This window comes from Psychromonas ingrahamii 37, assembly GCF_000015285.1.
Taxonomy (GTDB): Bacteria; Pseudomonadota; Gammaproteobacteria; order Enterobacterales; family Psychromonadaceae; genus Psychromonas; species Psychromonas ingrahamii.
In genome coordinates this window covers 239,320-264,967 of the sequence record NC_008709.1, presented here as the reverse complement: position 1 = coordinate 264,967, position 25,648 = coordinate 239,320, and the positions used below count along the sequence as shown (strand labels likewise).

The following is a 25,648-nucleotide window of genomic DNA, read 5'->3' as shown; positions in this document are numbered from 1 at the left end:
TAAAGAAAAAATTACGGCTTTATATCCAAACAACTTAAAGATGCAGTCTTCAAATAATTTGGATATAGATTATTATAGAGAGATAGGGGCATTTGATGAAGAAATCAAGCCTCTGCTAATAGAGATTCAACGTTCACTTTTGCAGAGGTCATTATCAGAATGAGTATTGCCAATATATTTCGGCACTATTTACAGGTAATGTTTTATCGGTAATCGGCTAAGGAGACGCTTGCTTATGGCGGCATACAGCTTAAATGCTGATCTCGTCTAATGCTGTACTTGGGGTTTCGCCCTGTGCGTACCAGGATGTCACTTTTTGCTCTAACATCTCCAGACCAATCCCTTTTAAGGAGGAAAATAGCTCTACCTGAACATCGCCTTCAAAGTTTTTAGCTTCTTCACGCATTTTCAACAAGGTTGTTTTACGTGCACCCTGTTTTAATTTATCAGCTTTAGTTAATAAAGCTAACACTGGAATATCAGCATCAATCGCCCAATAAATCAATTGCTGGTCAAGCTCTTTAAAGGGTTGACGAATATCCATTAAAACAACTAAACCTTTTAATGATTCACGCTCCTGTAAATATTCCCCTAAAGATTTTTGCCATTTTAACTTCATGGCGAGCGGCACTTTAGCAAAACCATATCCCGGCAAATCAATTAAACGCTTGCCCTCTTCAATCTCAAAAACATTGATTAATTGGGTACGACCAGGTGTTTTACTGGTACGTGCTAAGCCTTTCTGACGAGTCAATCGGTTAAGCGCACTGGATTTACCTGCGTTTGAACGCCCGGCAAACGCAATTTCAATACCACTTTCTGGGGGTAAGTGCTTATCTAAATGACGAATATCCGGCGCACTGATTAAGAAATGCGCTTTTTGAAAATGTATTTTTTGAAATTCCAAGATATGCCTCGTTATGCCATGTAGCAAAATTGTTACTTGTATTAAATTTGTGTAAACTACTGTTTGGGCGGATTATAGCATGCTTAAACATATACCCAAATCATTTGCAAACGCGGAAATCAGAAAATAAAATAGAACACTTAAGCAACGCGAGATGACGTTTATACAACAACAAAGATAGTTATCTCTCGTTTTTCCCTATTATCACTAAACAGTTAAGCTAACTGACGTTACAATATTGACAGCTAAGGTTATCTCTAGGGTTGAGTGACGGATTCTGATTTGCAAATGGTTTTGGCCAATACATACTTTTAATAAAAAAATGGACAGTTATGAATAAATTATTAATAGCATTCGTTGCGGTACTGAGCTTCTCCAGCTTTGTACAAGCACAAGGAAATATTGAAGCAGGTAAGGCAAAGTCTGCAACATGTGCCGCTTGCCATGGTGCTGATGGAAATAGCGCATCAAATCTATATCCCAAATTAGCGGGGCAGCATGCACCTTATTTAGAAAAACAACTGCAACAGTTTAAAAATGGCGAAAGAGCAAATGCAATAATGATGGGCATGGCCAGCGTGCTTTCAACGCAAGATATGCAAGACTTGGCAGCCTATTACGCAAGTAATACAATGACGCCTGAAATGGTTTCACCCGAGATAGTGACAGCGGGAGAAAAACTTTATATGGCTGGCAAAGCAGATCGGAAAATGGCTGCGTGCACTGCTTGTCACGGACCCCGTGGCAATGGTTTGGAGCTGGCTAATTTTCCTAAAATTTCCAGTCAACATCCCGCTTACATAAAAGCACAGCTTGAAAAATTCCGCAGTAAAGAGCGTATGAATTCTCCAAACGGCATGATGAATGATGTAGCGGCTAAATTAAGTGACGCTGATATCGAGTTACTTTCTAAGTACATTTCAGCATTACATTAAGCACAACATCTTAAATCGATAACGATACCCAATCTAGCTCAGGATGTTAATACATCTTGAGCTAGATTGGGTATGAAAGCCTTTGTGTCTCTCTATAACCCATAGAAACGCTTTTCTATCTGCTTTTTAAACACGATCATATCTGTTATTCTGCGTATATATTAATTCCCTATTTAAACACCCTGTAAAAAATAACAGCTAAAGGTAAATTGTCATGTCACGTACTAAAAAAACCCGCACCGCAGGCAATTCAGACGCAAAATTTGATGGTCAACGAAAAGAATCCTCTGCACAATCGCAGGTATCTCGTGAAAATAAACGTCAGTCTAAATTAAAAGGTAATAAAGCCGGCGCCCGTAATGCGATAGAGTCAAAACAACAACAAAATACCAAAAAAGGGATAAATGATCACCGTATCGGCAGCCAAAAAGCGGTACCTTTAACTGTGGCTAAAGAAGTACCTGCTGATATTGCTAAAGTGGCTCCTCAGCCAAAAACCAAAGTGGTAAAAATCCCGGCTGAAGTAAAACCATCACCTGAAGCAAAACAAGCGCCTGAACAGGAGATCGTTGAAATTGAGAATGATCAACGCCTGAATGAACTGCTTGAACAACTTGATAATGGTGAAAAGATTTCGAAAACGGATCAATCCTGGATTGATAAACAGATGCTGCGTCATCAACAGTTGATGAAAGAGCTGGGTTGGTTAGACGATGAAGGTGAAGAAGATCTTCTTCAACAATTTGAAGATGCAGGCTCTGCATTAAATGAATTTAAATAAAAACGGGAAATTATAATGCAATTAAATGTTTTATTAGCAATATTTTTGGTTGTGATCATTATTGGCTTAGCTTTTTACGTAGTCATTTTGCTTTACAAAATCAAAGTGCAAAAGGCCAATAAGCTGGCAATGGTCGCTGAGCAAAAAAAGCAACAAACCATCGGGCAACAACAACGAAATGATACAATTTGTGAGAGTATCCGTGTTATCGCACTCGCTACCGCGCAAAAACAGTGTAATGTTTCTGAAGCAGCAATCCGTTTAACAGTCCTGTTGGAAGCTTTATTGCTTGAGCAACCCATTGACCTTATTAATAGCTATCCCGCTTTGTCTGAAATGTTTGATAAAGTAAAAGACATGCCAACCCATGACGAGCGTAAAAAAGTGCCGGTTAAAGAGCTCAAAGCATTGGATAAAAAACGTGAAAAATTGGAATCTGAACTTGAACAACAAATAATGACAGAAGCACAACAACTCGCCAATTTTTCAGTATAACAATAAAGGCCAAAACATGGATAAGTTCGTTTGGGATCAAGCATTAATCGAAAAATATAATTACAGTGGACCAAGATACACCTCGTATCCTACTGCCTTAGAATTTGACGAAGCTTTTACTTACCAGGAGTCCATTGCGGCAACTGAAGTTTATCCCGAGCGATCGCTTTCTCTGTATATCCATATCCCCTTTTGTCATAAAATTTGTTACTTCTGTGGTTGTAATAAAATAATTACACGTCATCAGGAAAAAGCAGATATTTATCTCGATTATTTAGAAAAAGAAATCAAACAACAAGCCCTCCATTTTAAAAATCGTCATGTCAGTCAGTTACACTGGGGCGGGGGAACGCCAACCTTTTTATTACCCGCTCAAATCACCCGTTTAATGACCATGCTTCGTGAAAACTTCAGCTTTAACCCGAATGCGGAATTAAGTATTGAAGTCGATCCGCGCGAAATTGAATTAAGTACCATAGATCACCTTGCTAACGAAGGTTTTAACCGTCTCAGCCTTGGCGTACAAGACTTTAACAAAGAAGTCCAAAAGGCGGTCAATCGTGATCAGGACGAGGACTTTATTGTTGCGCTATTAAAGCGTGCTAAAGAGCAAGGTTTTCAATCAACAAATCTGGATATGATCTACGGTTTACCACTGCAGACAAAACAAAATTTTGCTCATACCTTAGAAAAAGTAGTCGAGCTTGATCCGGCGCGTTTATCTATTTTCAATTACGCTCACATGCCGAGTATTTTTCCGGCACAGCGAAAAATCAATGAAGATGATATGCCCAGCCCTGCTGAAAAGCTGGAAATTCTACAATATACCATTGAATTTTTAACTCAGGCGGGTTACCAGTTCATCGGGATGGATCATTTTGCAAAACCCACAGATGAACTTGCTATCGCGCAACAAAAAGGTGTTTTACATCGTAACTTTCAAGGCTACACCACCCAGGAAGATGCAGATCTTTTAGGAATGGGCGTGTCAGCGATTAGTCAAATTGGTCACAGTTATTCACAAAACCAGAAAAAACTTTCCACCTATTATAAACAAATTGAACAATCAGGCCATGCGCAATGGCGCGGTGTTGGTTTGAATGAGGATGATTTAATTCGTCGGGAAGTGATTAAAAAGCTGATTTGTAACTTTAAATTAGATGTTTCTGAGATAGAGAAACAGTTCAATTTAAACTTTAAAAATTATTTTTCTGAAGATATTAAATTATTACAATGTTTTATTGATGATAAGCTTATTGAAATGACGGATGACAGCATAACAGTCCTAGCCAAGGGACGGTTACTGATTCGTAATATCTGTATGTGTTTTGATATTTATTTACGCAACAAAGCACGTCAGCAGCAGTTTTCTCGTGTTATCTGATCCTATTATTGGCAACTATTATATCGGCATTATGTCCGGTACCAGTCTGGATGGGATTGATGTCGCTATTGCCCAGCGCACCCGGCATGGTTTTGTACAAATTGCCGCTGCAGCGCCCGCACTGGATAATAAGTTACGCCAACAAATTTTAACTATCTGCCAAGACAAAAAAGTTGAACTGCAAACACTGGGAGAAGTCGATTTTCAATTTGCCTGTGCTTGCGCACATGTGGTTAATCAACTGCTTGAGGACAGTCGACTTAGTGCTGCGCAGATCGAAGCGATTGGCAGCCACGGACAGACTATTTTTCACTCCCCAAACGGCGCTTTTCCTTTTACCCAGCAAATAGGAGACGCCAATTTAATTGCCGCTAAAACGGGCATTACCTGTGTTGCCGATTTCAGGCGCATGGATATGGCCTATGGCGGACAAGGTGCGCCTTTAGTGCCTGCTTTTCATCAGGCATTATTTGCCAAATCCGGGGAAAATAGAGTTATCCTTAATATTGGCGGTATTGCTAATATTACTATTCTTGAATCTGACAACAAAGTATTAGGTTATGATACCGGTCCGGGTAATACCTTAATGGACGCCTGGTGCGAGAAAGTAAATGGAGAGTGCTATGATAAAAATGGTGAATTTGCCTTCCAAGGTGAGGTTTTACCGGCCTTATTAAAGTTGTTACTTAGCGAGCCCTATTTCAGCCAATCTCCCCCCAAGAGCACCGGGCGGGAAAAATTTAACCTGCAGTGGTTAGCTAAAAGATTAGCACAGCTTGATAGCGGCTTAAACTCAAATGCGGATATTCAGCGTACTTTATTAGAGCTTAGTGCCGTCACCATTAGCGAACAGATACAATTACATAGTGCTGCATGCGCTGTATTTGTTTGTGGAGGAGGAGCACTAAACCCTCTATTAATGCAACGCTTACAAGCCTTAATGCCCGACTACTGGGTCAGTGATACAGCGGCTTTGAATATTGACCCGATGTTTGTAGAGGCAATCGCTTTTGCCTGGCTTGCTGAGCAACGTCTGTTAGAAAATACAATCCCGCTAAAAGCTGTAACAGGTGCCCGGCGGGATGCGCTATTGGGCTGTGTATACCGACCATAATATTATTTATTTTGAATTGCTAAGGCCTTATAAAATAGCCAACTATCCTCCATCACATTTCTATGATTAGTTTTTCATCTTTAATTGTCAAGTTACATATAACCTATTACCATGGTTCTTATTTTTAGTATGGAGCAATGAATATGCCCTCGGTGATAATTTTATTGACCTTTTTATTTTCTTGTTCTGTATCGGCGGATATTTACACTTGGCAAGATGCCGGAGGTGTGACCCATTTTTCCGAGAAAAAACCTGCCCAAGCCTTTAAAACAATTGCCAGTGATTTTAACCATCATAAAACCTATCAGCAGGGAGTTAAAATTTCTTATGATGTTGAAGCATTAACACCACAAACTGCCAGTGTGGAAAATGCCGGGTTAAACGTACAAACTGATTTGATTAAAGAGTCCCAACAACGACAAAAATGAATCAGACCCAATCCATTTTAAGCGGCTTGAGCCCTCATCTTGAAAGGGGAATGCCAAGCTTGTCGATCATTAACTTATTCGCTATGGTACAAAGATAGAGACTCAATGGTGGTATTAAAGTGATATTAAATACATTGGCACAAATGTGAGTGCTTCTAGGAGGTATTTAACGCTCCCCAAAATGCTCATGATATTGGCGCGACGGCATTTGCATTGCTTACAAAAAATCAACTCCGCTGGCAAGCAAAACCACTCGATACAAAGACTATTAATAAGTTGAAAACAGCCGGTTTATTGTATCATTTTCTGCCACCGCAAATATTACCGCACGCTTTATATCTGATTAATATGGGTCATCCACAACAGCCCGCTTTAGAAAAGTCCAAAAATGCATTTTTAGATGAAATACAGCGCTGTGAGCAATTGGGCATTACAGAAAACTACCTCGGTGAAATTGGTAATTGAAAATACAGCGGGACAGGGTACTCATTTAGGGTCTAGCTTGGAGCAGTTAGCAAGATAATTGAGCATATTGAAGATAAGACACGGATTGCTGTGTGTATTGATATCTGTCACACATTTATAGCCGGTTATGATCTGCGTACCCGGCAAGCCTGTGAAGAAACTTTTACAGCCTTTGCGAATATCGTTGGTTTTGAGTTTCTAACTGCCATGCACATTAATGATAGCAAGGCAGCGCTCTCGGGCAAAGTAGATCGCCATGCTTCCTTTAGGTACTGGGGAAATTGGTTGGAGTTGTTTTAAATATATGCCCATGATACTTCAAGATGCAAAGTCAGCAAGGAAAATGGTGCTGAGATGCTAGGCATAAAATTGAAGTATAGTTATTCTACATAGCGATTTTATAACAACGCAGATTGGCACCATTTTCCTTGCCCTACGGGGCGCAAGCTCGAAAACCAGCACTGCGTTGCACCAATCGAAAAGGGAATAACCATTTAAGATGTAAATGCTTGCATTTACATCTACCGCTAGAGGGTTAACGCAGTTAATCGCTCGAAAGGTCATGTTGCGTCTTGCTCTGGTCTCCGACCTTGCGCCTAACAAAGCATTTTGAAGTAATATGGGTATATTATGCAGGACAATAGATTTGAGCCTATCCCACTGCAGTTAGAAACAACCCATCCCAATATTTGGCCCCAGGAAATACAGCAATTGGAAAAATGGGCATAATGTAGCCACATAGCCTGAAGATTAATAGTTATCTTATTTACGAATAATAACGACAAGTTATATTTTATCTCTTGCAAACTGTGTTCATTATTATAATAATAAATTGCGAGCCAGATCACTGCAACATATTGTTTAATGCAGGATTGCTCTTTATGTTATGGTTCTATATAAAACTTACTAATACTTAATTCTTGAACAACCATCATGGCACACTCAGTGAGTTAAAAAAGGAAAAAGATGTCAATATTTCAACCACTTAAAGATCTTACTGAATCTTACCTTTCAGCGGAGCAATGTGCATTTATTGAACGAGCCTATCGCTTTGCTTATCTTGCACATGAAGGTGTTAAACGTGCCAGCGGCGAGCCTTACATTACTCATCCCGTTGCTGTCGCTGAAATTCTTGCAGGAATGCACCTTGATCATGAAGCAATAGCAGCTGCTTTACTGCATGATGTTCTGGAAGATACCGATGCAACCTATCAAGAACTCGCAGATGCATTTAATACTAGCGTAGCGGAACTCGTAGAAGGGGTAACCAAGTTAGATAAAGTAAACTTTAGAAACCACAAAGAAGCTCAAGCCGAAAATATTCGCAAAATGCTGATCGCAATGTCCAAAGATTTTCGCGTGATGTTGATTAAACTTGCGGATCGCGTCCATAACATGCGCACATTAGGTTCACTTCGACAAGATAAACGGCGCCGTATCGCCCAGGAAACATTTGAAATATTTACGCCTATCGCCGACCGATTGGGTCTTCATAATCTCAAAAATGAATTAGAGCATTTAGCTTTTAAGGCACAAAACAGAGCACGTTATAATGTCTTAAAAGAGGCAATTAATAAAGCACAGAAGAATCGTAAAGACTTTATCCAAAATATTTGTGCTGAGATTTCAGATAAACTGCAAACCCTGCCGATGGAAGCAAAAGTAATTGGCCGTCAAAAAGACCTCTACAGTTTGTATACCAAAATGCGTCAAAAAGGTTGCCAGTTTCATGATGTGATGGATGTCTATGCTTTTCGAATTATCGTCAAAGACCTTGATAGTTGTTATCGGGCTTTAGGCCAAGTACACCATCTTTATCAACCTAAATTAGGCCACTTTAAAGATTATATCGCGATCCCTAAAGCCAATAGTTATCAATCAATACATACTACCCTGCTCACTCATCATGGCGTAAATATTGAAATTCAAATTCGTACTGAAGATATGGATGAAGTGGCTAAATATGGTATAGCGGCACATTGGGGTTATAAAGAGGGCAGTAATAATCAGAATATGACTGCGCAGTTACAAACCCGCAACTGGTTCCAGGGCCTGTCTGATCAGGAAGATCATACAACTAATTCAGTTTTAATGTTAGAAAATATAAAACAAGAGTTGGGCAAAAATGAAATACATGTTTTGACTCCGCAGGGTAAGATCATTGTCTTGCCTGCACAGGCAACGCCCGTTGATTTTGCCTATGCACTGCACACCAAAATAGGTCACAGATGTATAGGTACAAAAGTGGATAACGAGTTTGCCCTGCTGAGTAATAAATTGGAAAGCGGCCAAACCATTGAGATCATCACATCGGATGAAGAACATCCCTGTGGCGATTGGTTAAATTTTGTTGCCACTCATAAAGCACGCCTCAATATTCGCCAGTACCTGAAACAACTGCCTCAGGAGCATACAGTGCCAGAGGGCAGACGTTTATTAAAACAGGCACTTGGTAGTACCAATTTAACCGATATTCCGCAAGAAAATATCGACAAACTTCTTGCCGATCATCGCCTGAATGATTTTGACAGCCTATTAAATGAAATAGGCAGCGGCAAATTGATGAGCATTATTGTTGCCCGCCGTTTACGTGGCAATGCCGCTGAATTAACGGAATCTGAGCTCAAACAACAGAACCGGAGAAGTGCTATCAAAGGCACAGAAGGAATGATGGTTTCCTATGCAAAATGCTGTAAACCCTTACCGGGTGATGCCGTTATTGCACATACCAGTCCAGGCAGAGGTTTAGTTGTTCATGCCAAGCATTGCCATAATGTCACTGGGTTTGAAGATGAACTGGATAAATATATTCCCGTTGAGTGGGACATGAATGTGATGAATCAGTTTGAATACTCTAGTGACCTGATTATTATGATGATTAACCATAAAGCAGGCCTTGCCCAGCTATTTAATCTAATTTCCAAATGTAATGCCAATGTTGTTGAGATACAAACAACGGAATTACCCGATCATCTCTATTTAATAAATTTAACACTAGTGGTTATTAACCGGATCCATTTATCCAAAGTAATGCGTCAAATTAAAAAACTACCCAGTGTTAAAAGTGTTAAACGCAGTAATCAAAAGGACAGATCAAAAAGGCAAATTAATTGAAATTGTTTAAGCAACTCTCGCTATTATTTATATCGACGGCACTTGTCGCCTGCAGTCTAAAAACAGCTGACAGCATGACATCTAAAAACATGATCTCGAAAAACAGGGTATTGCAAAATACAGCGTTCTCACAGATCCAAAAAAAATGGCAATTAGAAAGCATTGACGGCACCCCTATTAGTGCCGAGATAAGCTCAACCTTAGCGATTGATCCACAGAGGCAGGCAACGGGGAGACTTGCCTGCAATAACTTTTTTGGCAGATTGGAATTAAAAGATAATACGCTTAAGATTGATCAGATGGGCAGCACACGGATGCTTTGTGCCGGGGTAATGAACGAGATAGAAATGATCGTTTCCAGTGTGTTGAATAACCGCTCAGAAATTAACTTCACGAACAATAGATTATCTCTTACAGGTCAAAAACACACTCTTATCTATCGCGCTGACAGGTAGATTTTGAAACAATCTGCAAATCTTATCCTGATTGGCTTCTTGCAAGCCCTACCAGACGCGAAAAAAGACGTTTTAGCAGAGGTGGGATTGAATCAGTGCCTCGCTCTTCAACGGCATTGGCTATCGCTAAGCCTAACTCTGGTTTAGAATATTTATGGACCGCTTTATCAATAATTTTATGGGTTGTAATACGTGCTAAATCTTTTTCAGTATAGTGTGCAGCTTCAAGATAAACATTGGCAAAACCATGATCAAAAAACAGGTGTTCAATATCCAAGGCGGGTAAAACCACAAGACGATTAACTAAAGAATCCTTCACCAATAACATCTCTGCCACCCGTGCTGCATATTTTTGTCCGGCGGCATCACCGTCGGTTAAAACAAACCATTCAATGTGTAAGTCTTGTGCTAACTTAATCAATGGCGCGACACCACATTGTGCAAACTCAAGAATCTGTACACCTTCGACAACAAGATTGTAACCGCATAAACGCGATAACTCCGTCAATAACCACGTTTCGGTCTCCCCTTCAACCAATAACCAAGAACGGGCAAACAGGCTCTGCGGTCTGGTCATGCGAATATGAAAAGCAACACGACGCAAATCGTTCTGGGAAAAGTGTTTTAGATTTAATGAATAACTCTGGGTCAAACCAGTACAACGCACTAAACGCTGAACACAACTTAATGGCAGAAATGACAGTAACTGACTTGAATTGGTACTGACCAATTTTTGCATAGGTAATAATGAAAAAAAACGCCAGGTGATCGCTAAATTAACCGGGTGAAGGTTATTTTCCGGCTCTTCAAGTAACAAAATAGGCGTCGCCCCGCGACGTAATAAATGTTCACCTCTCACCTCCAAGAACTCGCCAAGTACCAGTAGTAACATAGCACGATCACTTTTGTGACCCGTTTTTAAAAGATCATTAAAATGCGTCAATGCCTGAAAAGAAAAAGGCATTTGCCCCTTGGTATCATTCTGGGCATCACCTCGGTGAAAATGAGATCGCCCGTAATGTTTTAATAAATAATGGTCAAAAAGATAAACTAAAGCTTGATAACCCATCTTCATTTCTGATTCGGACAATTGCTGAGATGACTTATTCAGGCGTTTAAAAATACGTTTTATCCTTGCCTCACAGGACGCTCTTTTACTGCAATATTCAACATCCCCAGTATCTTCTGCAGTCACCATCAGAGATCGCTCACTACCCATACGCAGTGCGGGCACGAAGGAGATAAATTCATTCACCAAATTAGCTAATACGTCTTTTTTGAATGATTTTTTTTGACCATGATTATCTAAAAAATAACGCTGAGTGATGATATTACCGGATTCCGTGATACTGCCATCTACCTGGTAATAAATATAACTACACTCCCCTTTGGGTAGATTCCAGGCGGCACTAATACTTTTATACTGCCTTTGTAATGACTCACCATTCGCCTGCTCTTTAAAAGTAAAAACCAGATGGATCAACTTATTGCAGCTAACATCAGAAATTGAAGGCCGGTGAAAATCATCACCAGTAAATTTATAAGCTTTTTTAGTGCCCGATAAAAAAAGTGATAATGCATCAAAAAGACTTGATTTACCCCAGCTGTTTTCTCCCAGAAAAGCACTTAAACTTTTAACATTAATCGACAAACGATTAATACCGCGAAACCCGACCACCTCTATTTGATCTAAGAGCATAATTATCCCTGTAAATTAAGGCCTACCTTAAAAATATCAGAAGCCCCGCATAAGGCAAATCTTAAATAAACATCAAAAATGTGATCCGCCTCAACTCACAATGAAATCTTCTTTTTTTGACTATTAAAAGCTTTTAATTTGACTTAAATTCATTAGAATAACCACAAAAAACCATGTCAATGGAATGGTTATATCTTGTAAAGCAAGATCAATACTAAAAGAACTAAAAAGAAATACAAAAAGTAAAATTAGCCTTGGTCTTACCTTTTATTCTCTAAAATAGGCATCTCATAAAATGCAGAATACACATTGTCTCGAGCACTTACCAAGTCAAGATGCTATTGATTTAATAGCTGATTATCACCATGAACTTAAACAAAAAAACCTCAATTATCAGCACTTACTGGAGAAATTAAAAAAAGACCTGTGCCGATTAGGTTTTATGCTCAATGTGGATAATAAAATCTGGATGGAAACAAGAGGTAATGATTATTTAAGAAATCCAAAATTATTTAACTATGCCCCTCTTACCTGTATCTGCGCTGTTTTAAGTGAAATATTTAAAGAAGATGATTTAGCTGAGCTTGCAGAAAAATTACCAGCAATAACATTAAAAAAAGCCCTATTAAGGCTTAATGAATTTAAATAACACTAAATTAAAATAATCCACATAATCCGTTGCTGGCTGATGTTTGAATTTTGCTGGCCGTGACTCTTTTATTATAACTGCTCTTCATATTGTTTAATTAAGGTTAAAAACTCAGCCCCATATTTCTTAAGTTTAATTTGGCCAACACCACTGATATTCAAAAATTGAGACTCAGTGGTTGGCATTATTTCGCTCATTTCAGACAGTGAAACATCACTGAAAATAATATAAGGCGGCAAATCTTGACGATCTGCAATTTTTTTGCGTAATTGTCGTAATTTAGCAAACAAATTATTGTCTGAAAAATTCGATAAAAGTCGCTTTTTATCTTTAGATTTAACCAGTTTTAAACGTGGCACTGCCAGATAAAGGGGTTGTTCCGCTTTCAAAACGGGCCTTGCAGCTTCGGTTAACTGCAATGCAGAACCACGTGTTAAATTTTGCATCAGCAAACCACAATGGATCAACTGTCTTAAAAGGCTTAACCAGTACTCAACAGGTTGATCCTTACCAATTGCAAAAGTAGACAACTTATCATGCCCTAAGCTCTTAACCCGTGCAGTTTGAGCACCTTTTAGCACCTCAACTACATAACCCATTCCAAAATGTTGTCCGGTACGATAAACGCAAGAGAGAATCTTTTGTGCATCTTCGGTCGCATCATAACTTTTTGGAGGATCCAGACAGACATCACAGTTGCCACAGCTTTTATGGCTATATTCCCCAAAGTAATTAAGTAATACCTGACGCCGACAAGTCTGCGCCTCCGCAAATGCCACCATAGTATTTAATTTATGTAATTCAATACGTTGCTGTTGTTCATTGGTGTTTTTCTCAAGCATTGAGCGCACCCGCCCGGCGTCAGCGGGATCATAAAATAACATCGCCTGCGCAGGTAAACCGTCGCGTCCGGCACGGCCTGTTTCCTGATAATAGGATTCAATATTTTTAGGTATTTCATAATGCACAACAAAACGTACATTTGGTTTATCAATGCCCATGCCGAAGGCAACGGTAGCAACCACAATATCAACTTTATCTTTGATAAATAGATCCTGCACTGACTGGCGTTCTTCAATCATCATTCCCGCATGGTAACAACGCACCGATAGCCCTTTTACACGCAGTTTTTCTGCTAACTCTTCGGTGCGCCGGCGACTGGTACAATAAATAATACCACTTTCATTTTTATGCTCATCTAAATAATTAGCCAACTGATTTAACGGTCGATATTTTTCAATTAAAAGATATTCAATATTAGGGCGATCAAAACTATGAATAGCAATTAATGGATCATTAAACTGCAAACGCGCTAAAATGTCCTGCTGTGTTGCATAGTCGGCTGTTGCCGTTAGAGCAACGAGAGGAATATCAGGAAAGCGCTGTTTTAATTGTCCAAGTAATGCATATTCAGGACGAAAATCATGGCCCCATTGAGAAATACAGTGTGCCTCATCAATCGCAAACAAATTAATAGGGAGATTATCTAAGCGGCTCAGAAAGTCCGGGCGCAGCAAACGCTCGGGGGCCATATAAACAAGCTTTAACTGCCCACTGTGCATATCATTAAGAACTTGATTTTGTTGCTGATAAGAGAGGCTAGAATTTAAATAGGCAGCGGCAACTCCACAAGCTCGCAGGGCATCAACCTGATCCTTCATTAAAGAGATCAAGGGTGAAATAACAAAGCAGATACCCGGTTTGACTAATGCTGGGATCTGAAAACAAAGACTTTTCCCTCCCCCGGTTGGCATAACCACTAAAGCATCGCGACCTTCGCAAAGCTGATTAATAATCAGTTCTTGCCCTTCGCGAAACTCATTGTAGCCAAAGACATCGAGTAAGATTTGTTTCGCGTTATCGGCGCTTGATTGAGTCACTATGCTGCTGCCTGAGTTAAAGAAATTGAGTGATACTCGGATTACCTGAAGATGTATCTTCAGGTAATCCGAGTATCAAGCCCCTAGTGTAATTCAGACAGCCAAAAAAATCAGCTTAATAAGTCGTGGTAAGTTATAACCCAGCAATTTATAAAGCAGAAAAATCTTGACTGAAAATATCGACCTTGGACCAATCCGTTAATTCAATATCCCGACTGCTATCGGTACTGCCTCCGGTCATTTTCATAATCATTTGGATAAGCAAGGTTTGCCACCAGTTATAACGAGAATAGAGCAGAGCACCGGCAAAGACGCCTTTTAAACGCGGCTGCCATTGAGATAATTGATCAAACTTGTTCATATAGGCATTATTGGCCGGGATCGCTTTTTCCGGCTTACGCGCTGTTAAACAGACCACAAAGAATGCATTGGGTAATGAATCCAGTTCAGTTTTATGCTGATTAACAAAATTCAGTAAATTTTTGCGGAAGTTGCCATAACGAACCGAGGCGCCAATTAACACTTTATTGTAAAGACTAAAGTCGATTATTGGCTTGTCATCAATATTCACCAAGGTCACTTCACCTTCAACTAACTCAATGATCCGGTTTATAATTTTCAGTGTTTGTCCATCAACGGATGAATATAATATAAGGGTCTTAATTGTCATCTTTTAATTTTTCCAAAAAATAGGAGTGAATAAAACTAATAATGTAAAAATTTCTAACCGGCCAAATAACATAGCAAGGATCATTATCCATTTAGAAGCAGCACTCACTTCATTAAAATGAAGCGCCACCGCTCCAAGCCCGGGGCCTAAGTTATTGAGCATGGCGGCAGTCGCAGAAAAGGAACTCAGCTCATCCATACCAGTTAATAATAACGCTAACATACAAACAACAAATACCAGGGCATAAGTTGAAAAGAATCCCCAAATAGCTTCAATAACACGGTCCGGAAGCGCATTATTAGCTAATTTGATTTTAAAAACCGCTTTGGGGTGAACCAGCCGCTTTAGCTCACGTATCCCCTGTAAATTAAGCAATAAAATGCGAATAACTTTCATACCTCCGCCCGTTGACCCGGCACAACCACCAATAAAGCTGGACATAATCAATAAAATCGGAAAAAACGCCGGCCAATCATGAAATGAAGTGGTTGTAAAACCCGCAGTGGTGGAAATAGAAACAGCCTGAAATAATGCCTGAGAAAAAGTATTTTCAATTGAATCATAAACTTCATGACCCATCAATCCAATAAAACAGACAGTGGTTAATAATACTTGAATAAAAATAAAAGCACGTAGTTCCGGATCTTGCCGATAAATATTAAAAGAGAATTTTCGGCTGGAAAAGGCACTAAAATGCAGCGCATAATTGACCCCGGAAATAAGCAGAAACAACACAGTGATAAGGTTAATAAGATTGCTGTCAAAATGGCCAATACTCTCGTTGTAAGTTGAAAAACCACCAATAGAAACCGTTGAAAAACTATGTCCGATGGCATCAAACAAACTCATGCCGGCAAGCCAAAATGCCAGCATACAAGCAACGGTCACAAAGAGATAAACATTCCACAATGCCTTGGCAGTTTCGGCAATACGCGGTGTCATTTTTGAGTCTTTTACCGGCCCGGGAGCTTCAGCCCGGTAGAGCTGCATTCCGCCGATACCTAACATGGGTAAAACGGCAACGGCCAAAACAATGATCCCCATACCACCGAACCATTGCAGCATTTGCCGGTAAAAAAGGATCGATTTTGGGAGCGTATCAAGCTGTTCAATAACCGTTGCCCCGGTCGTGGTTAAGCCCGAGAAAGATTCAAAAAAAGCGGAAGCGGCATCCATTTCGATGCTCGAACTCATCATAAAGGGAATGGCTCCTACACTGCCCAGGGTTACCCAAAAGAGGACCACAATTAAAAAACCTTCACGTACTCTCAGCTCTTTCTTAACATGCCTATTAGGTATCCATAACAGCAGAGCAATAAATAAAGTCATCACAAATGCAGCCAAAAAATTACCTCCATCTTCACCCGCCGCCCCTTCATAGAAGGTTGAGATGAATGCAGGCGGTAACATGGTCAAGCTAAACAAGCCGACTAACATGCCAACTATTCTGATTATGGAACGAAATGCCACTGAGTTATCTCACTGTAATGGGAATTTTTTTGGCAATAACTTGCCCCTGCGTCAGGGAGTCGAGTTTTTCAATAAATTGTTGACACAACTGTTGATCAACTTCAATCAACGCCTGAATAGACTGCAAATAATCAACTTCTACAATGCGCCCCGACAGTACCACTAATAAACTTTCTATTTGTGCCATTTGCGCATAATCACAGTGTAGTTGGTAGCGCTGATAAAAACGTTTCTCAGTTGTTATAAGCTGTTTTATTAATTGCTGTACCCCGTTCGAATAGGCGCGTACCAGACCACCGGTACCTAACTTTATGCCACCCGAATAGCGCACCACAACGGCAATAATTTCACCTATCTGACTACCCTGCAACGTACTCAATATAGGCTTGCCTGCCGTGCCTTTAGGCTCACCATCATCACTGCGTCCCATACACATATCGTTATCGGGAGCAGCACCAATATAAGCCCAGCAATGGTGAGATGCTGCCTGATGTGATTTTTTAATCCCATGTACATAGGTTAACGCCTGCTCTTTTCCCTCTATACGAGCTACATAAGTCATAAAACGACTTTTTTTTATCTCCTCCTGAAAAAATAAATTTTCCATCGGGATAAAATACGGCTCCATCACAAATGCTCCCCAGGTTAATAAATAAAAAAGTTAATAAATAAAAAAGTTAATAAATCAAAAGTTTTGAGGATGATTTTTATATTTTATTAGTGCACTCGTAACCCGCTGCCTGCCAGGCTAAAAATCCACCAGCAACGGAATAAACATGTTTAAATCCCATCTGTTGCAGAGAGATTGCAGATAATACAGAGCGCGCACCGGAGCGGCAGAGTAAATAAACAGGTTGCTCCGCCAGCATTTCAAGCGTTGGAAAACGTCGCTTAAGACTCTCTTCTGAGCTGATTTGCATCTCTAATACGCCACGGGGAATAAGTACAGCGTTGGCGATAGTGCCTGCAGCTATTTCCGCTACTTCGCGAATATCAATCAGCACGGCCTGCGTGCCATCATGCGGTATTTTATGCAGTATGTCATGCAATTGTGCTGCACTTATCTCTTGCACTTGGCTGCGTAATGACTCGACCAATTCTCTTCCGTCTATTAGCATTTCTTTTCCTTCTCTATAGGCTGCAAATCGATTGAGCAGAATGGGGCAAAAAGATCCTGCAATATTTCACCCTGCTCCTGCGTTACAAAATCAGGGTACTCATTTTGCATTGTTTGTAAAAACACATGCGTTACTTTTTCATCAAAAAAATCAATGCTCGAGGGCTGACAATTTTCTTTCGCCTGTACACAGATAGCGCGGTGGTCGACATTCGACCAATATTTGCAGCTCAACAGTAGTACAAATAACTGCTGATAACGCAAAAATGTCTCCTGTAAATGTTGCGCTAAGACATTAAACAAAACAGCGTCGACGACACTATACCTGCCCTTCTCAAACTTAAACACACCAATAGCGCGTAACTGTGATAATTCATTTTCTAATAGTAGCGCTATATTAACGGGTATTTTTAAAAAATAGTCCGCCGCTAAGAAGGGGTAAACTTTTGCTCCATAATAAATGATATTGTCAAAGCTTAAGGTTTTATTGATCCGCATTAAGTAGCCCAATACATGACAAACCAGGCTTGGCAAAGCAAAAACATGCACAATATTGTTACGGTAATAGTTTAATTGCATAGCTTGATTTTTTGAACAAAAAACGCGTTCTCCATCCTGCTCAAATTTATTCATACTTAACGCTTGCCGATAAACTAAGCAATTTTTCTCTTTTGCATAGGTAAGAGAACTATTTTCACTCTTTAATCCAAGCAATTGCTGGTGCTTGTCGAGTAACGCTAAAAAAACTGTTTTTTTAGATTGAAAGTTTTTACTGGCTAATAAAATGGCTGCGCATAAAGGTAATGCGCTCACCGCCGTTGCCTGATTAATACCAACCATCACTTGCCGGGCAACTTGCTGCACCTGTATTTTGAACTGTCTGTCATCGACCCCTGCTTTTTGCCAATTTGGAGTCTGTTGATCGAAGTGTTTTTTTATATTAATTGGCACTCCAAAATTGACAAAAACGCGACCAAAATTACCCAACTGTTTAACGGCCGCTAATAGTTGCCAAACACTTTCCTTCTCTTTTTTCTGCCCTGACAACTCCTTGATATAAGTATTAACTTCCATTATATGGTCATAGCCGATATATATCGGTACGAGTATCACATTACGTTCAGGTTGATTTAAATAGGTTTGTAATGTGGTCGCCAGAAGTCCTGTTTTGGGAGGTAATAAACGCCCGGTGCGACTGCGGCCACCTTCACTAAAAAATTCAATAGGATAACCCTGTTTAAATAACATAGAAAAATAGGCATTAAAAATGGCAGCATAAAGTGGAGCACCTTTAAATGTGCGTCGTAAAAAGAAAGCGCCGGAACGTCTGAAAATAGGACCTAACGGAAAGAAACTCAGGTTTACACCCGCTGCAACGTGCGGTGCCACTAACCCCTGCTCCACTAACAGATAGGAAAGTAATAAATAATCCATATGACTGCGGTGACAGGGCAGATAGATAATTTCTGCACCACTTTGATTCGCCTGCCTTACCGCCTCTGCGTGATTAACTTCAATCCCCCTGTAAAGGTGATTCCAGAGCCCTTTTAGAATAAGCCGAAAAACACGTAACAGCGGGTAGGAAAAATTGGCACTGATTTCAAGTAAATATTTTCGACATTGTCGATCGACCTGTTGTTCACTGCATTGCTCTCTTAGCGCTGCAGTACGAATAGTTTTACGTAAAAGCGGTTGCTGTAACACAGCCTCGATCATAGCACTACGATTTGGCAATTTAGGACCGATACTATAACGTTTTTGATTGGCAAAATAGGTTAGCGCAATTTTTGCAAGTTTATTCGCCGATTGCTTACTATCACTGTTTTTTTGCTGATCACTTTTTTGCGGATCGAGTCGATGCCTAAGGGCCGCAATTGAAATAGGTTTATTAAAGCGGAGCAGATGATCTTTGCCATTTTTCAGTACAATACCTATTTTATGCAGTGAACCAACCGAGCGTTGCTCAACCCTATCAAAGCAGGATCTTCTCCCCTGTTTCCCGGGATTTCTTCCCCAGTAAAAAGTAACAGGCAGTAACTGAATATTCAGATTTGGCAGCCTGCGATGCAGGGTTAATAATTGTTGATACTGCCTTAAATAGGCTGCGTCTTGTAACTGAGCTTTAGGCGAAGATAAAACACTATCATCAATAAAAATAGTGGCACTTAAATTTTCCTGATCGACATTTATTGGTCTATAAGGATCTGGTAACCCGGCCTGTAAACAGCAGGATTGTAATGCGAGTAGGTCACTTGCACAATTCTGAGCGACCAGATAAATAATAGGCCGACTTAAATCAAGCTGTAATTCTGCCACAGGATTCACTGGTACGTAATGGTTGCTAACCCAATACTTATTGATAACACGATGAAAGATTGAGCCTTTTACCAGCACAGAGAGTCCCTATTATTATTGGCTGAGATACTAATATCAAAAAACAGCGTAAATAACTACAAAAAAAGACAACTGCCCCACAAAATATAAGAGAGCCCAAGATTGCCAATAAAAGTACAGGCACAAAAATCATTCTTCCGGCGACTAATGAGCAAGTGACCTTATCCTCGCGTTTTGTTAAACTAAACACCCCAATAAAACAGCTTACAGGTTATCCTTTCATGCAAAAAAACACCGGACTCAAACGTATTATTTTAGCCATGGGCTATTCACTGCAAGGCTTAAAAAGTACTTTTAAATACGAAGCCGCGTTTCGCCAGGAACTTTTATTAGCTATTATTTTAATTCCGATCGCCTGCTTTTTAGAAGTATCTCAAATCGAACGTATTTTATTAATTACGCCTATTATCTTGGTCATGATTCTGGAGATTGTTAATTCTGCCATTGAAGCCGTGGTCGATCGCGTCGGCATTGAACATAATAAACTTGCCGGCAGGGCAAAAGATATGGGATCTGCAGCTGTGTTTGTCGCCTTAGGTTTAACAGCTTATATTTGGATTGAAATTATCTTTTTATAAAGAGATTAGCTTGCGAGTGCAAGCATCACTCAAAAAGTTCCCTATCTTATATTTATTAACGGGAACCCGTTCCCGTTAATAGTAAATATTCTTTTCAGTTAAGGATTTAAAATGGCAGGTAAACCTCCCTTTTCGCAGCAGAAACCCAAAATCAATACGCCAATTAAAACTGTCCCCCATTCATTTGAGGCAGAGCAGGCAATAATTGGTGGTTTATTACTTAATAATGAAGCTTGGAATGATGTTGCCGAGCGGGTTGTTGAACGTGATTTTTACCATAGAGCACACCGTCAAATTTTTGCAATGATTGAACGGCTGAGCAGTGAAGATATACCGGTTGATTTGGTCACTCTCTCCGAACATCTTGAAAATAAGAAAGAGCTGGAAGGAGTCGGCGGTATTGCCTACCTTGCAGAGCTGCTGCAAAACACCCCCAGTGCAGCTAATATTAACAACTATTCCGATATTGTCCGAGAACGCGCCATTGTTCGCGAATTAATTGGTGTTGCCAATGAAATCGCCGAAGCGGGTTATGAGACAGAAGGTCGAGATAGTAATGAATTACTTGATTTTGCTGAAACGAGAGTCTTCCAAATAGCTGAATCACGCAGCAATAAAAGCGAAGGCCCACAGGCAATTAAAGATATTTTAAAAGCGACTGTGGCAAAAATTGATGATTTATGCAAAAACCCGCGCGATGGTATAACCGGTTTATCTTCCGGTTATAATGATTTAGATCAGATGACGACGGGATTCCAAGCTGGGGATTTAATTATTGTGGCAGCCCGTCCTTCCATGGGCAAAACAACCTTTGCCATGAACCTTGCCGAACACGCAGCGTTAAATGCCGACAAACCAACGGTTATTTTTTCACTGGAGATGCCTGCAGAACAGATAATGAACCGTATCCTCTCCTCCCTTGGGCGAATTGATCAGGGCAAAATACGAACCGGTCAGCTGGATGAAAATGATTGGGCATCACTATCATCGACCATGTCTATTCTGCTGCAAAAAGGGAATATGTTTATTGATGATAGTTCTGGCCTCACGCCGACGGAATTACGCTCGCGAGCGCGTCGTATTGCTCGAGATCATGGTGGTGTTAGTTTAATCATGGTCGATTACCTTCAGCTGATGCGCGTACCTTCATTAAGTGAAAACCGGACCTTAGAAATATCTGAAATTTCACGTTCATTAAAAGCCCTAGCCAAAGAGCTGCGCTGTCCGGTTATTGCCCTTTCACAGCTAAACCGTGGCCTTGAACAACGTGCAGACAAACGCCCCATTAACTCCGACCTGCGTGAGTCTGGTGCGATTGAGCAGGATGCCGATTTAATTATGTTTATCTATCGGGATGAAATTTATAACGAAGCAAGTGAGCATAAAGGTATTGCAGAGATTATTATCGGTAAACAACGTAATGGCCCGATCGGAAAGGTTCGTTTGACCTTCCAGGGCCGTTATTCACGATTTGATGAATATACCGGTACAGCTTACCATGGGGAAGATTGATCATTTCTCAGGTGCCCGTTAAGCAATTACTTAAACCAATTTATAATAAATAGAGTTTAATTATGGATACCATACGCGCAGTTATTAACTTAAAGGCATTACAGCACAATTTTCAGGTATTACAGAAAACGGCCCCACAGAGCCAAATTATTGCAGTGATTAAAGCCAATGCTTATGGTCACGGCATGGTAAAAGTAGCCCAAAAATTACAACATGTGCACGCTTTTGCCGTGGCTCGGTTAAGTGAGGCATTAATACTGCGTAGCGCGGGTATTAAGCACCCAATTATTTTATTAGGAGGCTTTTTTAAGGACGGTGATCTGGCTACATTAAGTGCAGCAGATTTACAGTGCGTGGTGCACTCGCAGGAGCAAGTTGCTGCGATTATGCAGGCCAAATTACCTAATCCCCTGAAAATTTGGTTAAAACTGGATACGGGTATGCACCGCTTAGGTTTTCATCCGGAGCAGTTTGATGCCGTTTATAAACGCTTGGAGGGCTCGATAAATGTTCAAAAACCGATTAATTTTCTCACCCATTTCCATTCTGCTGAAGAGGTGAATAACAATGCCACGGCGCAACAACTGTCTTTATTTAAGCAGTATATTCAAGCAGGCAGCGGCTTAAAATCACTGGCTAATTCAGCGGCTGTTTTTGCCTGGCCCGAGACGCATTTTGATGCTGTCCGTCCGGGAATAGCCCTCTATGGTATTTCACCTTTTGCCGATAGATTAGCAAAGGATTTACAATTACGTCCGGTGATGACCTTAAAATCAAGTTTGATTGCAATACGTGACCATAAAGCGAGAGAAAGTGTCGGTTACGGTGCTCATTGGACAGCCCAAAATGATACTCAACTTGGGGTGGTAGCGATGGGTTATGGTGATGGTTATCCGCGTTTAGCACCAGAGGGTACACCTGTACTGGTCAATGGACGAATAGTTCCGATTGTCGGTCGTATCTCAATGGATATGCTGACGATTGATTTAGGCTTAATGAATCAAGATAAAGTGGGTGATGATGTGACTCTCTGGGGCGAGGGATTACCCGCAGAAATTGTCGCACAAAAGATAGGCACTATCGCTTATGAACTGGTGACCAAGTTAACCTCTCGTGTCACCCTGCATTACCAAGAGTGATTAACAGGCCGCAGATGCAACAAGGGATTAATAAACCCATATTTCAACAGGCTAAACTATTTCGCTATCAACTTCCCTTTAAAATACCGATTGTCTTTAAAGGGATTAAGCTCACCGCTCGCGAGGGAGTGATCCTGCAGGTACAAAATGATAAGGGTGAGTTTAATTTTGCTGAAATCGCACCTTTACCCGGTTTTAGCAAGGAGACTCTGCAACAGGCGACAGCACAAATAATAGCGCTGCTAAACACCCCTCCGTTAAACAGCCAAAGCGATATCCTGTTATACCCCAGTGTGGCATTTGCACTTGACTGTATTTTACACAACATACCCATCTCAGAATTATTTAAAACAGCGGAAAGCATCCCGCTATTGCAGGGTGATAACCACAGTGTGCTTAAACAGTATCTGCAATTAAATAAGCCCAATAGCGTCAAATTAAAAATAGGCAGGCAATCCGTTGCGAAGGATATAACCCTATTTTCAGCATTAAGTGCCCTCAATAATAATTTATTGATACGTTGTGATGCAAATCAGAGCTGGACTTTTGCGCAAGCAGATCTGTTTTTTGCCAATATTAATACTCAATTGATTGATTATATTGAGGAGCCAACAGCAAGCTTAAGCGATAATATCAACCTGGCTGAGCGTTACGAGGTGCAGCTTGCTTTGGATGAAACCCTACAGCAAAAGCAGTTCCAGTATCAGCACCATCGATGTTTCAAGGCTCTGATTTTAAAACCGACACTGATCGGCTCCTTTGAGCGCCTAAATTATTTTATAAAAACAGCCAAAAAATTTCATCTAAGTGTCAGTATCAGCTCCTCATTTGAATCGCCGCTGGGTTTAAGTCAATTAGCTTTTCTTGCCAGCCAATGGTCAAAAGAGGTCGATATTTCCTGCGGATTGGATACGCTAAAATTTTTTGAAAGTGCCATCTTAAATAAAAATTCAGATAAAAAGTTAGATAATAAAACACCTATTAATCAACAAGTTAAACATTTGGAGTGTCTATGGACAAGCAACTGAGTTTTTGCCCTGTCCGTCATCAGGCGATTATCAATGCGAATGCGCTAGCCATCGAGTCTGACGGGGTCTCGCTCACCTACCAGCAGTTAGACAATAGACTCAACATATTAAGCAGACAGCTGCTGAATCTACATTTAAAAGCGGGAGACAGGTTAGTCTGTATCTCGGAAAATTCTCTTAAGGTGATTTTACTGCAGCTCACCTGCATACGCTTAGGGCTTATTTTCTGTCCTTTAAATCCGCGTTTTAGTGCGGCTGAAATCGAGCAACGTTTAAACGTTCTGAAAAGTGACTTTATTTGGCTTGCCAATCCGCAAAAACATTCGCATTTAAGCAGCCTTGCAATAGACTTTTCAATTTACCCTAAAGGGGTAGTGGCTCCTGCACCGCTAAAAATAGATCCCCAAAAAGTCTGTAATATCATTTTCACATCCGGTAGTAGTGGTCAGCCAAAGGCTGTTATGCACTGTTTTAGCAATCATTATTATAGTGCTATTGGTTCACAATACGGTATTGCATTACGGGCAAAAGATAGAAATCTCTTGTCATTGCCCCTGTTCCATATCAGTGGATTCGCAACGGTTATCCGTACATTGATAGCCGGAGCCACCTTGGTTGTTAGCGCTGAAAAACTCTGTGTTAGTTTATTAAAAAAGGAGAAAATAACCCACCTTTCTTTGGTTGCCACACAGCTTTATCGTTTATTAAGCAGCTTAGATTTTCAGCAAAAGGAACTCTCAATTAAACACCTTCTTCTGGGTGGCAGTCTTTTTTCTGACCGGTTGTTGGTGCAAACCAGGCAACGGGGGTTTGTGTATCATTTAAGTTATGGTTTAAGTGAGATGAGCTCACAGGTTGCCACCTCCACCAACAGTAAAAAATTGATCCTGTTACCCGGTCAGCAGGTAAAAATAATAAATAATGAGATCTGCTTACGTGGAAAAATGCGCTTTGCAGGCTATTTTAATGGTCATTTAGACTCCAGTCGTTTGCCTGAAGATCAATGGTTTGCCAGTAAAGATTTAGGCGCATTAATGGGCAATGAGTTATGTATTTTAGGTCGTACAGACAGGTTAATTATCTCCGGTGGCGAAAATATTCAGGCTGAAGAACTGGAGTCAATACTGTTAAACTTTGCACATATTAAACAGGCTTATATTGTTGCTGTAACGGATCCTGTTTTTGGAGAGCGCCCGGCAGCTTTTATAGATTGGGAAAATGGTAAGATTAAACAACAACAACTACAGATTTACCTGCAGGATAAACTGAGCAGTTATAAGCAGCCAGTACATTATTTTACTCTGCCTGAGCAAACAGGCCTTAAAGTGTCATTAAGAGAGCTGCAGGTAATTGCTCAGGTCGCCCACAACATGACCTTATAAGAAAAGGCATTATAGAAAAAAGACGGTAAAATATGCATTTAGCAGAGAATTA

At 40.3% G+C, this 25,648-nt stretch carries 24 protein-coding genes; 16 read left to right on the top strand and 8 right to left on the bottom strand.

Annotated features, from left to right (window positions below; translation table 11 throughout):
- Positions 1–250 precede the first annotated feature (250 nt).
- A complete protein-coding gene (gene yihA / locus PING_RS01115; protein WP_011768637.1) occupies positions 251–907 on the bottom strand; it encodes a ribosome biogenesis GTP-binding protein YihA/YsxC in 657 nt (218 codons plus the stop codon).
- Positions 908–1,239: 332 nt separating this feature from the next.
- Here yihA and PING_RS01110 point away from each other — a divergent pair, with 332 nt between their 5' ends.
- The 10 genes from PING_RS01110 (at position 1,240) to PING_RS01070 (ending at position 10,078) form a co-directional block, all read left to right on the top strand.
- On the top strand, positions 1,240–1,842 hold the full coding sequence (locus PING_RS01110) for a c-type cytochrome (RefSeq protein ID WP_011768636.1): 603 nt from the start codon (positions 1,240–1,242) through the stop codon (positions 1,840–1,842).
- Between the two features lie 214 nt (positions 1,843–2,056).
- Positions 2,057–2,623, top strand: a complete 567-nt coding sequence (gene yihI, locus PING_RS01105; protein ID WP_011768635.1) for a Der GTPase-activating protein YihI — start codon at positions 2,057–2,059, stop codon at positions 2,621–2,623.
- Positions 2,624–2,638: 15 nt separating this feature from the next.
- Positions 2,639–3,118, top strand: coding sequence for a DUF2489 domain-containing protein (locus tag PING_RS01100; RefSeq protein ID WP_011768634.1), 480 nt, complete (start codon positions 2,639–2,641; stop codon positions 3,116–3,118).
- 16 nt (positions 3,119–3,134) lie between these two features.
- Positions 3,135–4,502, top strand: coding sequence for an oxygen-independent coproporphyrinogen III oxidase (gene hemN, locus PING_RS01095; RefSeq protein WP_011768633.1), 1,368 nt, complete (start codon positions 3,135–3,137; stop codon positions 4,500–4,502).
- Complete coding sequence (locus PING_RS01090; RefSeq protein WP_011768632.1) at positions 4,492–5,616, top strand: anhydro-N-acetylmuramic acid kinase; 1,125 nt, start codon at positions 4,492–4,494, stop codon at positions 5,614–5,616. Before hemN ends, PING_RS01090 begins: the two co-directional genes overlap by 11 nt.
- Positions 5,617–5,759: 143 nt before the next feature.
- The gene (locus PING_RS01085; RefSeq protein ID WP_011768631.1) at positions 5,760–6,044 is read left to right on the top strand and encodes a DUF4124 domain-containing protein; all 285 of its coding nucleotides are present in this window, start codon (positions 5,760–5,762) and stop codon (positions 6,042–6,044) included.
- Between the two features lie 213 nt (positions 6,045–6,257).
- A complete protein-coding gene (locus PING_RS21215; protein WP_232279394.1) occupies positions 6,258–6,509 on the top strand; it encodes an apurinic/apyrimidinic endonuclease family protein in 252 nt (83 codons plus the stop codon).
- 90 nt (positions 6,510–6,599) lie between these two features.
- Positions 6,600–6,809, top strand: coding sequence for a TIM barrel protein (locus PING_RS21210; protein ID WP_232279393.1), 210 nt, complete (start codon positions 6,600–6,602; stop codon positions 6,807–6,809).
- A gap of 666 nt (positions 6,810–7,475) precedes the next feature.
- Positions 7,476–9,623 carry a RelA/SpoT family protein gene (locus PING_RS01075; protein ID WP_011768630.1) on the top strand — a complete coding sequence of 716 codons (2,148 nt, stop codon included), beginning with the start codon at positions 7,476–7,478 and terminating at the stop codon, positions 9,621–9,623.
- On the top strand, positions 9,620–10,078 hold the full coding sequence (locus PING_RS01070; protein ID WP_011768629.1) for an META domain-containing protein: 459 nt from the start codon (positions 9,620–9,622) through the stop codon (positions 10,076–10,078). The genes PING_RS01075 and PING_RS01070 overlap by 4 nt, the downstream gene beginning before the upstream one ends.
- Positions 10,079–10,100: 22 nt before the next feature.
- On the opposite strand, the gene PING_RS01065 is transcribed toward PING_RS01070, so the two are convergent.
- A complete protein-coding gene (locus PING_RS01065) occupies positions 10,101–11,777 on the bottom strand; it encodes an ATP-dependent endonuclease (protein WP_011768628.1) in 1,677 nt (558 codons plus the stop codon).
- Between the two features lie 295 nt (positions 11,778–12,072).
- Between PING_RS01065 and PING_RS01060 the strand changes: the two genes are divergently transcribed.
- Positions 12,073–12,426: a hypothetical protein gene (locus PING_RS01060; RefSeq protein ID WP_011768627.1), complete on the top strand. Its 354-nt coding sequence runs from the start codon at positions 12,073–12,075 to the stop codon at positions 12,424–12,426.
- A gap of 71 nt (positions 12,427–12,497) precedes the next feature.
- Here the strand turns inward: PING_RS01060 and recQ are convergent, their stop codons facing one another.
- The 6 genes from recQ to plsB form a co-directional block, all read right to left on the bottom strand.
- Positions 12,498–14,306: a DNA helicase RecQ gene (gene recQ / locus PING_RS01055; RefSeq protein ID WP_011768626.1), complete on the bottom strand. Its 1,809-nt coding sequence runs from the start codon at positions 14,304–14,306 to the stop codon at positions 12,498–12,500.
- 148 nt (positions 14,307–14,454) lie between these two features.
- Positions 14,455–14,976 carry a menaquinone-dependent protoporphyrinogen IX dehydrogenase gene (gene hemG, locus PING_RS01050; RefSeq protein ID WP_011768625.1) on the bottom strand — a complete coding sequence of 174 codons (522 nt, stop codon included), beginning with the start codon at positions 14,974–14,976 and terminating at the stop codon, positions 14,455–14,457.
- Positions 14,977–14,979: 3 nt separating this feature from the next.
- Positions 14,980–16,446, bottom strand: a complete 1,467-nt coding sequence (locus tag PING_RS01045) for a TrkH family potassium uptake protein (RefSeq protein WP_011768624.1) — start codon at positions 16,444–16,446, stop codon at positions 14,980–14,982.
- Positions 16,447–16,450: 4 nt separating this feature from the next.
- Positions 16,451–17,074, bottom strand: coding sequence for a YigZ family protein (locus PING_RS01040; RefSeq protein WP_011768623.1), 624 nt, complete (start codon positions 17,072–17,074; stop codon positions 16,451–16,453).
- A 79-nt stretch (positions 17,075–17,153) separates the two neighbouring features.
- Positions 17,154–17,564: a rhodanese-like domain-containing protein gene (locus PING_RS01035; RefSeq protein ID WP_011768622.1), complete on the bottom strand. Its 411-nt coding sequence runs from the start codon at positions 17,562–17,564 to the stop codon at positions 17,154–17,156.
- Positions 17,558–19,957, bottom strand: a complete 2,400-nt coding sequence (gene plsB / locus PING_RS01030) for a glycerol-3-phosphate 1-O-acyltransferase PlsB (RefSeq protein ID WP_011768621.1) — start codon at positions 19,955–19,957, stop codon at positions 17,558–17,560. The genes PING_RS01035 and plsB overlap by 7 nt, the downstream gene beginning before the upstream one ends.
- 221 nt (positions 19,958–20,178) lie before the next feature.
- Here plsB and PING_RS01025 point away from each other — a divergent pair, with 221 nt between their 5' ends.
- From PING_RS01025 to PING_RS01005, 5 genes are all read left to right on the top strand, one after another.
- Positions 20,179–20,535, top strand: coding sequence for a diacylglycerol kinase (locus PING_RS01025; RefSeq protein ID WP_011768620.1), 357 nt, complete (start codon positions 20,179–20,181; stop codon positions 20,533–20,535).
- A 111-nt stretch (positions 20,536–20,646) separates the two neighbouring features.
- Entirely contained in the window at positions 20,647–22,047 is a 1,401-nt protein-coding gene (gene dnaB / locus PING_RS01020; RefSeq protein WP_011768619.1) for a replicative DNA helicase, read from the top strand.
- Positions 22,048–22,109: 62 nt separating this feature from the next.
- Complete coding sequence (alr, locus tag PING_RS01015) at positions 22,110–23,186, top strand: alanine racemase (RefSeq protein WP_011768618.1); 1,077 nt, start codon at positions 22,110–22,112, stop codon at positions 23,184–23,186.
- Positions 23,187–23,200: 14 nt separating this feature from the next.
- The gene (gene menC, locus PING_RS01010; RefSeq protein WP_011768617.1) at positions 23,201–24,214 is read left to right on the top strand and encodes an o-succinylbenzoate synthase; all 1,014 of its coding nucleotides are present in this window, start codon (positions 23,201–23,203) and stop codon (positions 24,212–24,214) included.
- Positions 24,199–25,596: an AMP-binding protein gene (locus tag PING_RS01005; protein ID WP_011768616.1), complete on the top strand. Its 1,398-nt coding sequence runs from the start codon at positions 24,199–24,201 to the stop codon at positions 25,594–25,596. Before menC ends, PING_RS01005 begins: the two co-directional genes overlap by 16 nt.
- Positions 25,597–25,648: the final 52 nt, after the last annotated feature.

What these genes read in the sequence shown, in the direction of transcription:
- hemG (WP_011768625.1), bottom strand. Translation starts at nt 14,976, where the DNA reads ATGACAATTAAGACCCTTATATTATATTCATCCGTTGATGGACAAACA.
- menC (WP_011768617.1), top strand. Translation starts at nt 23,201, where the DNA reads ATGCAACAAGGGATTAATAAACCCATATTTCAACAGGCTAAACTATTT.
- alr (WP_011768618.1), top strand. Translation starts at nt 22,110, where the DNA reads ATGGATACCATACGCGCAGTTATTAACTTAAAGGCATTACAGCACAAT.
- PING_RS01100 (WP_011768634.1), top strand. Translation starts at nt 2,639, where the DNA reads ATGCAATTAAATGTTTTATTAGCAATATTTTTGGTTGTGATCATTATT.
- PING_RS01085 (WP_011768631.1), top strand. Translation starts at nt 5,760, where the DNA reads ATGCCCTCGGTGATAATTTTATTGACCTTTTTATTTTCTTGTTCTGTA.
- PING_RS01075 (WP_011768630.1), top strand. Translation starts at nt 7,476, where the DNA reads ATGTCAATATTTCAACCACTTAAAGATCTTACTGAATCTTACCTTTCA.
- PING_RS01040 (WP_011768623.1), bottom strand. Translation starts at nt 17,074, where the DNA reads ATGGAGCCGTATTTTATCCCGATGGAAAATTTATTTTTTCAGGAGGAG.
- PING_RS01065 (WP_011768628.1), bottom strand. Translation starts at nt 11,777, where the DNA reads ATGCTCTTAGATCAAATAGAGGTGGTCGGGTTTCGCGGTATTAATCGT.
- hemN (WP_011768633.1), top strand. Translation starts at nt 3,135, where the DNA reads ATGGATAAGTTCGTTTGGGATCAAGCATTAATCGAAAAATATAATTAC.
- PING_RS01110 (WP_011768636.1), top strand. Translation starts at nt 1,240, where the DNA reads ATGAATAAATTATTAATAGCATTCGTTGCGGTACTGAGCTTCTCCAGC.
- PING_RS01025 (WP_011768620.1), top strand. Translation starts at nt 20,179, where the DNA reads ATGCAAAAAAACACCGGACTCAAACGTATTATTTTAGCCATGGGCTAT.
- PING_RS01060 (WP_011768627.1), top strand. Translation starts at nt 12,073, where the DNA reads ATGCAGAATACACATTGTCTCGAGCACTTACCAAGTCAAGATGCTATT.
- dnaB (WP_011768619.1), top strand. Translation starts at nt 20,647, where the DNA reads ATGGCAGGTAAACCTCCCTTTTCGCAGCAGAAACCCAAAATCAATACG.
- PING_RS01035 (WP_011768622.1), bottom strand. Translation starts at nt 17,564, where the DNA reads ATGCTAATAGACGGAAGAGAATTGGTCGAGTCATTACGCAGCCAAGTG.
- yihI (WP_011768635.1), top strand. Translation starts at nt 2,057, where the DNA reads ATGTCACGTACTAAAAAAACCCGCACCGCAGGCAATTCAGACGCAAAA.
- PING_RS01005 (WP_011768616.1), top strand. Translation starts at nt 24,199, where the DNA reads ATGGACAAGCAACTGAGTTTTTGCCCTGTCCGTCATCAGGCGATTATC.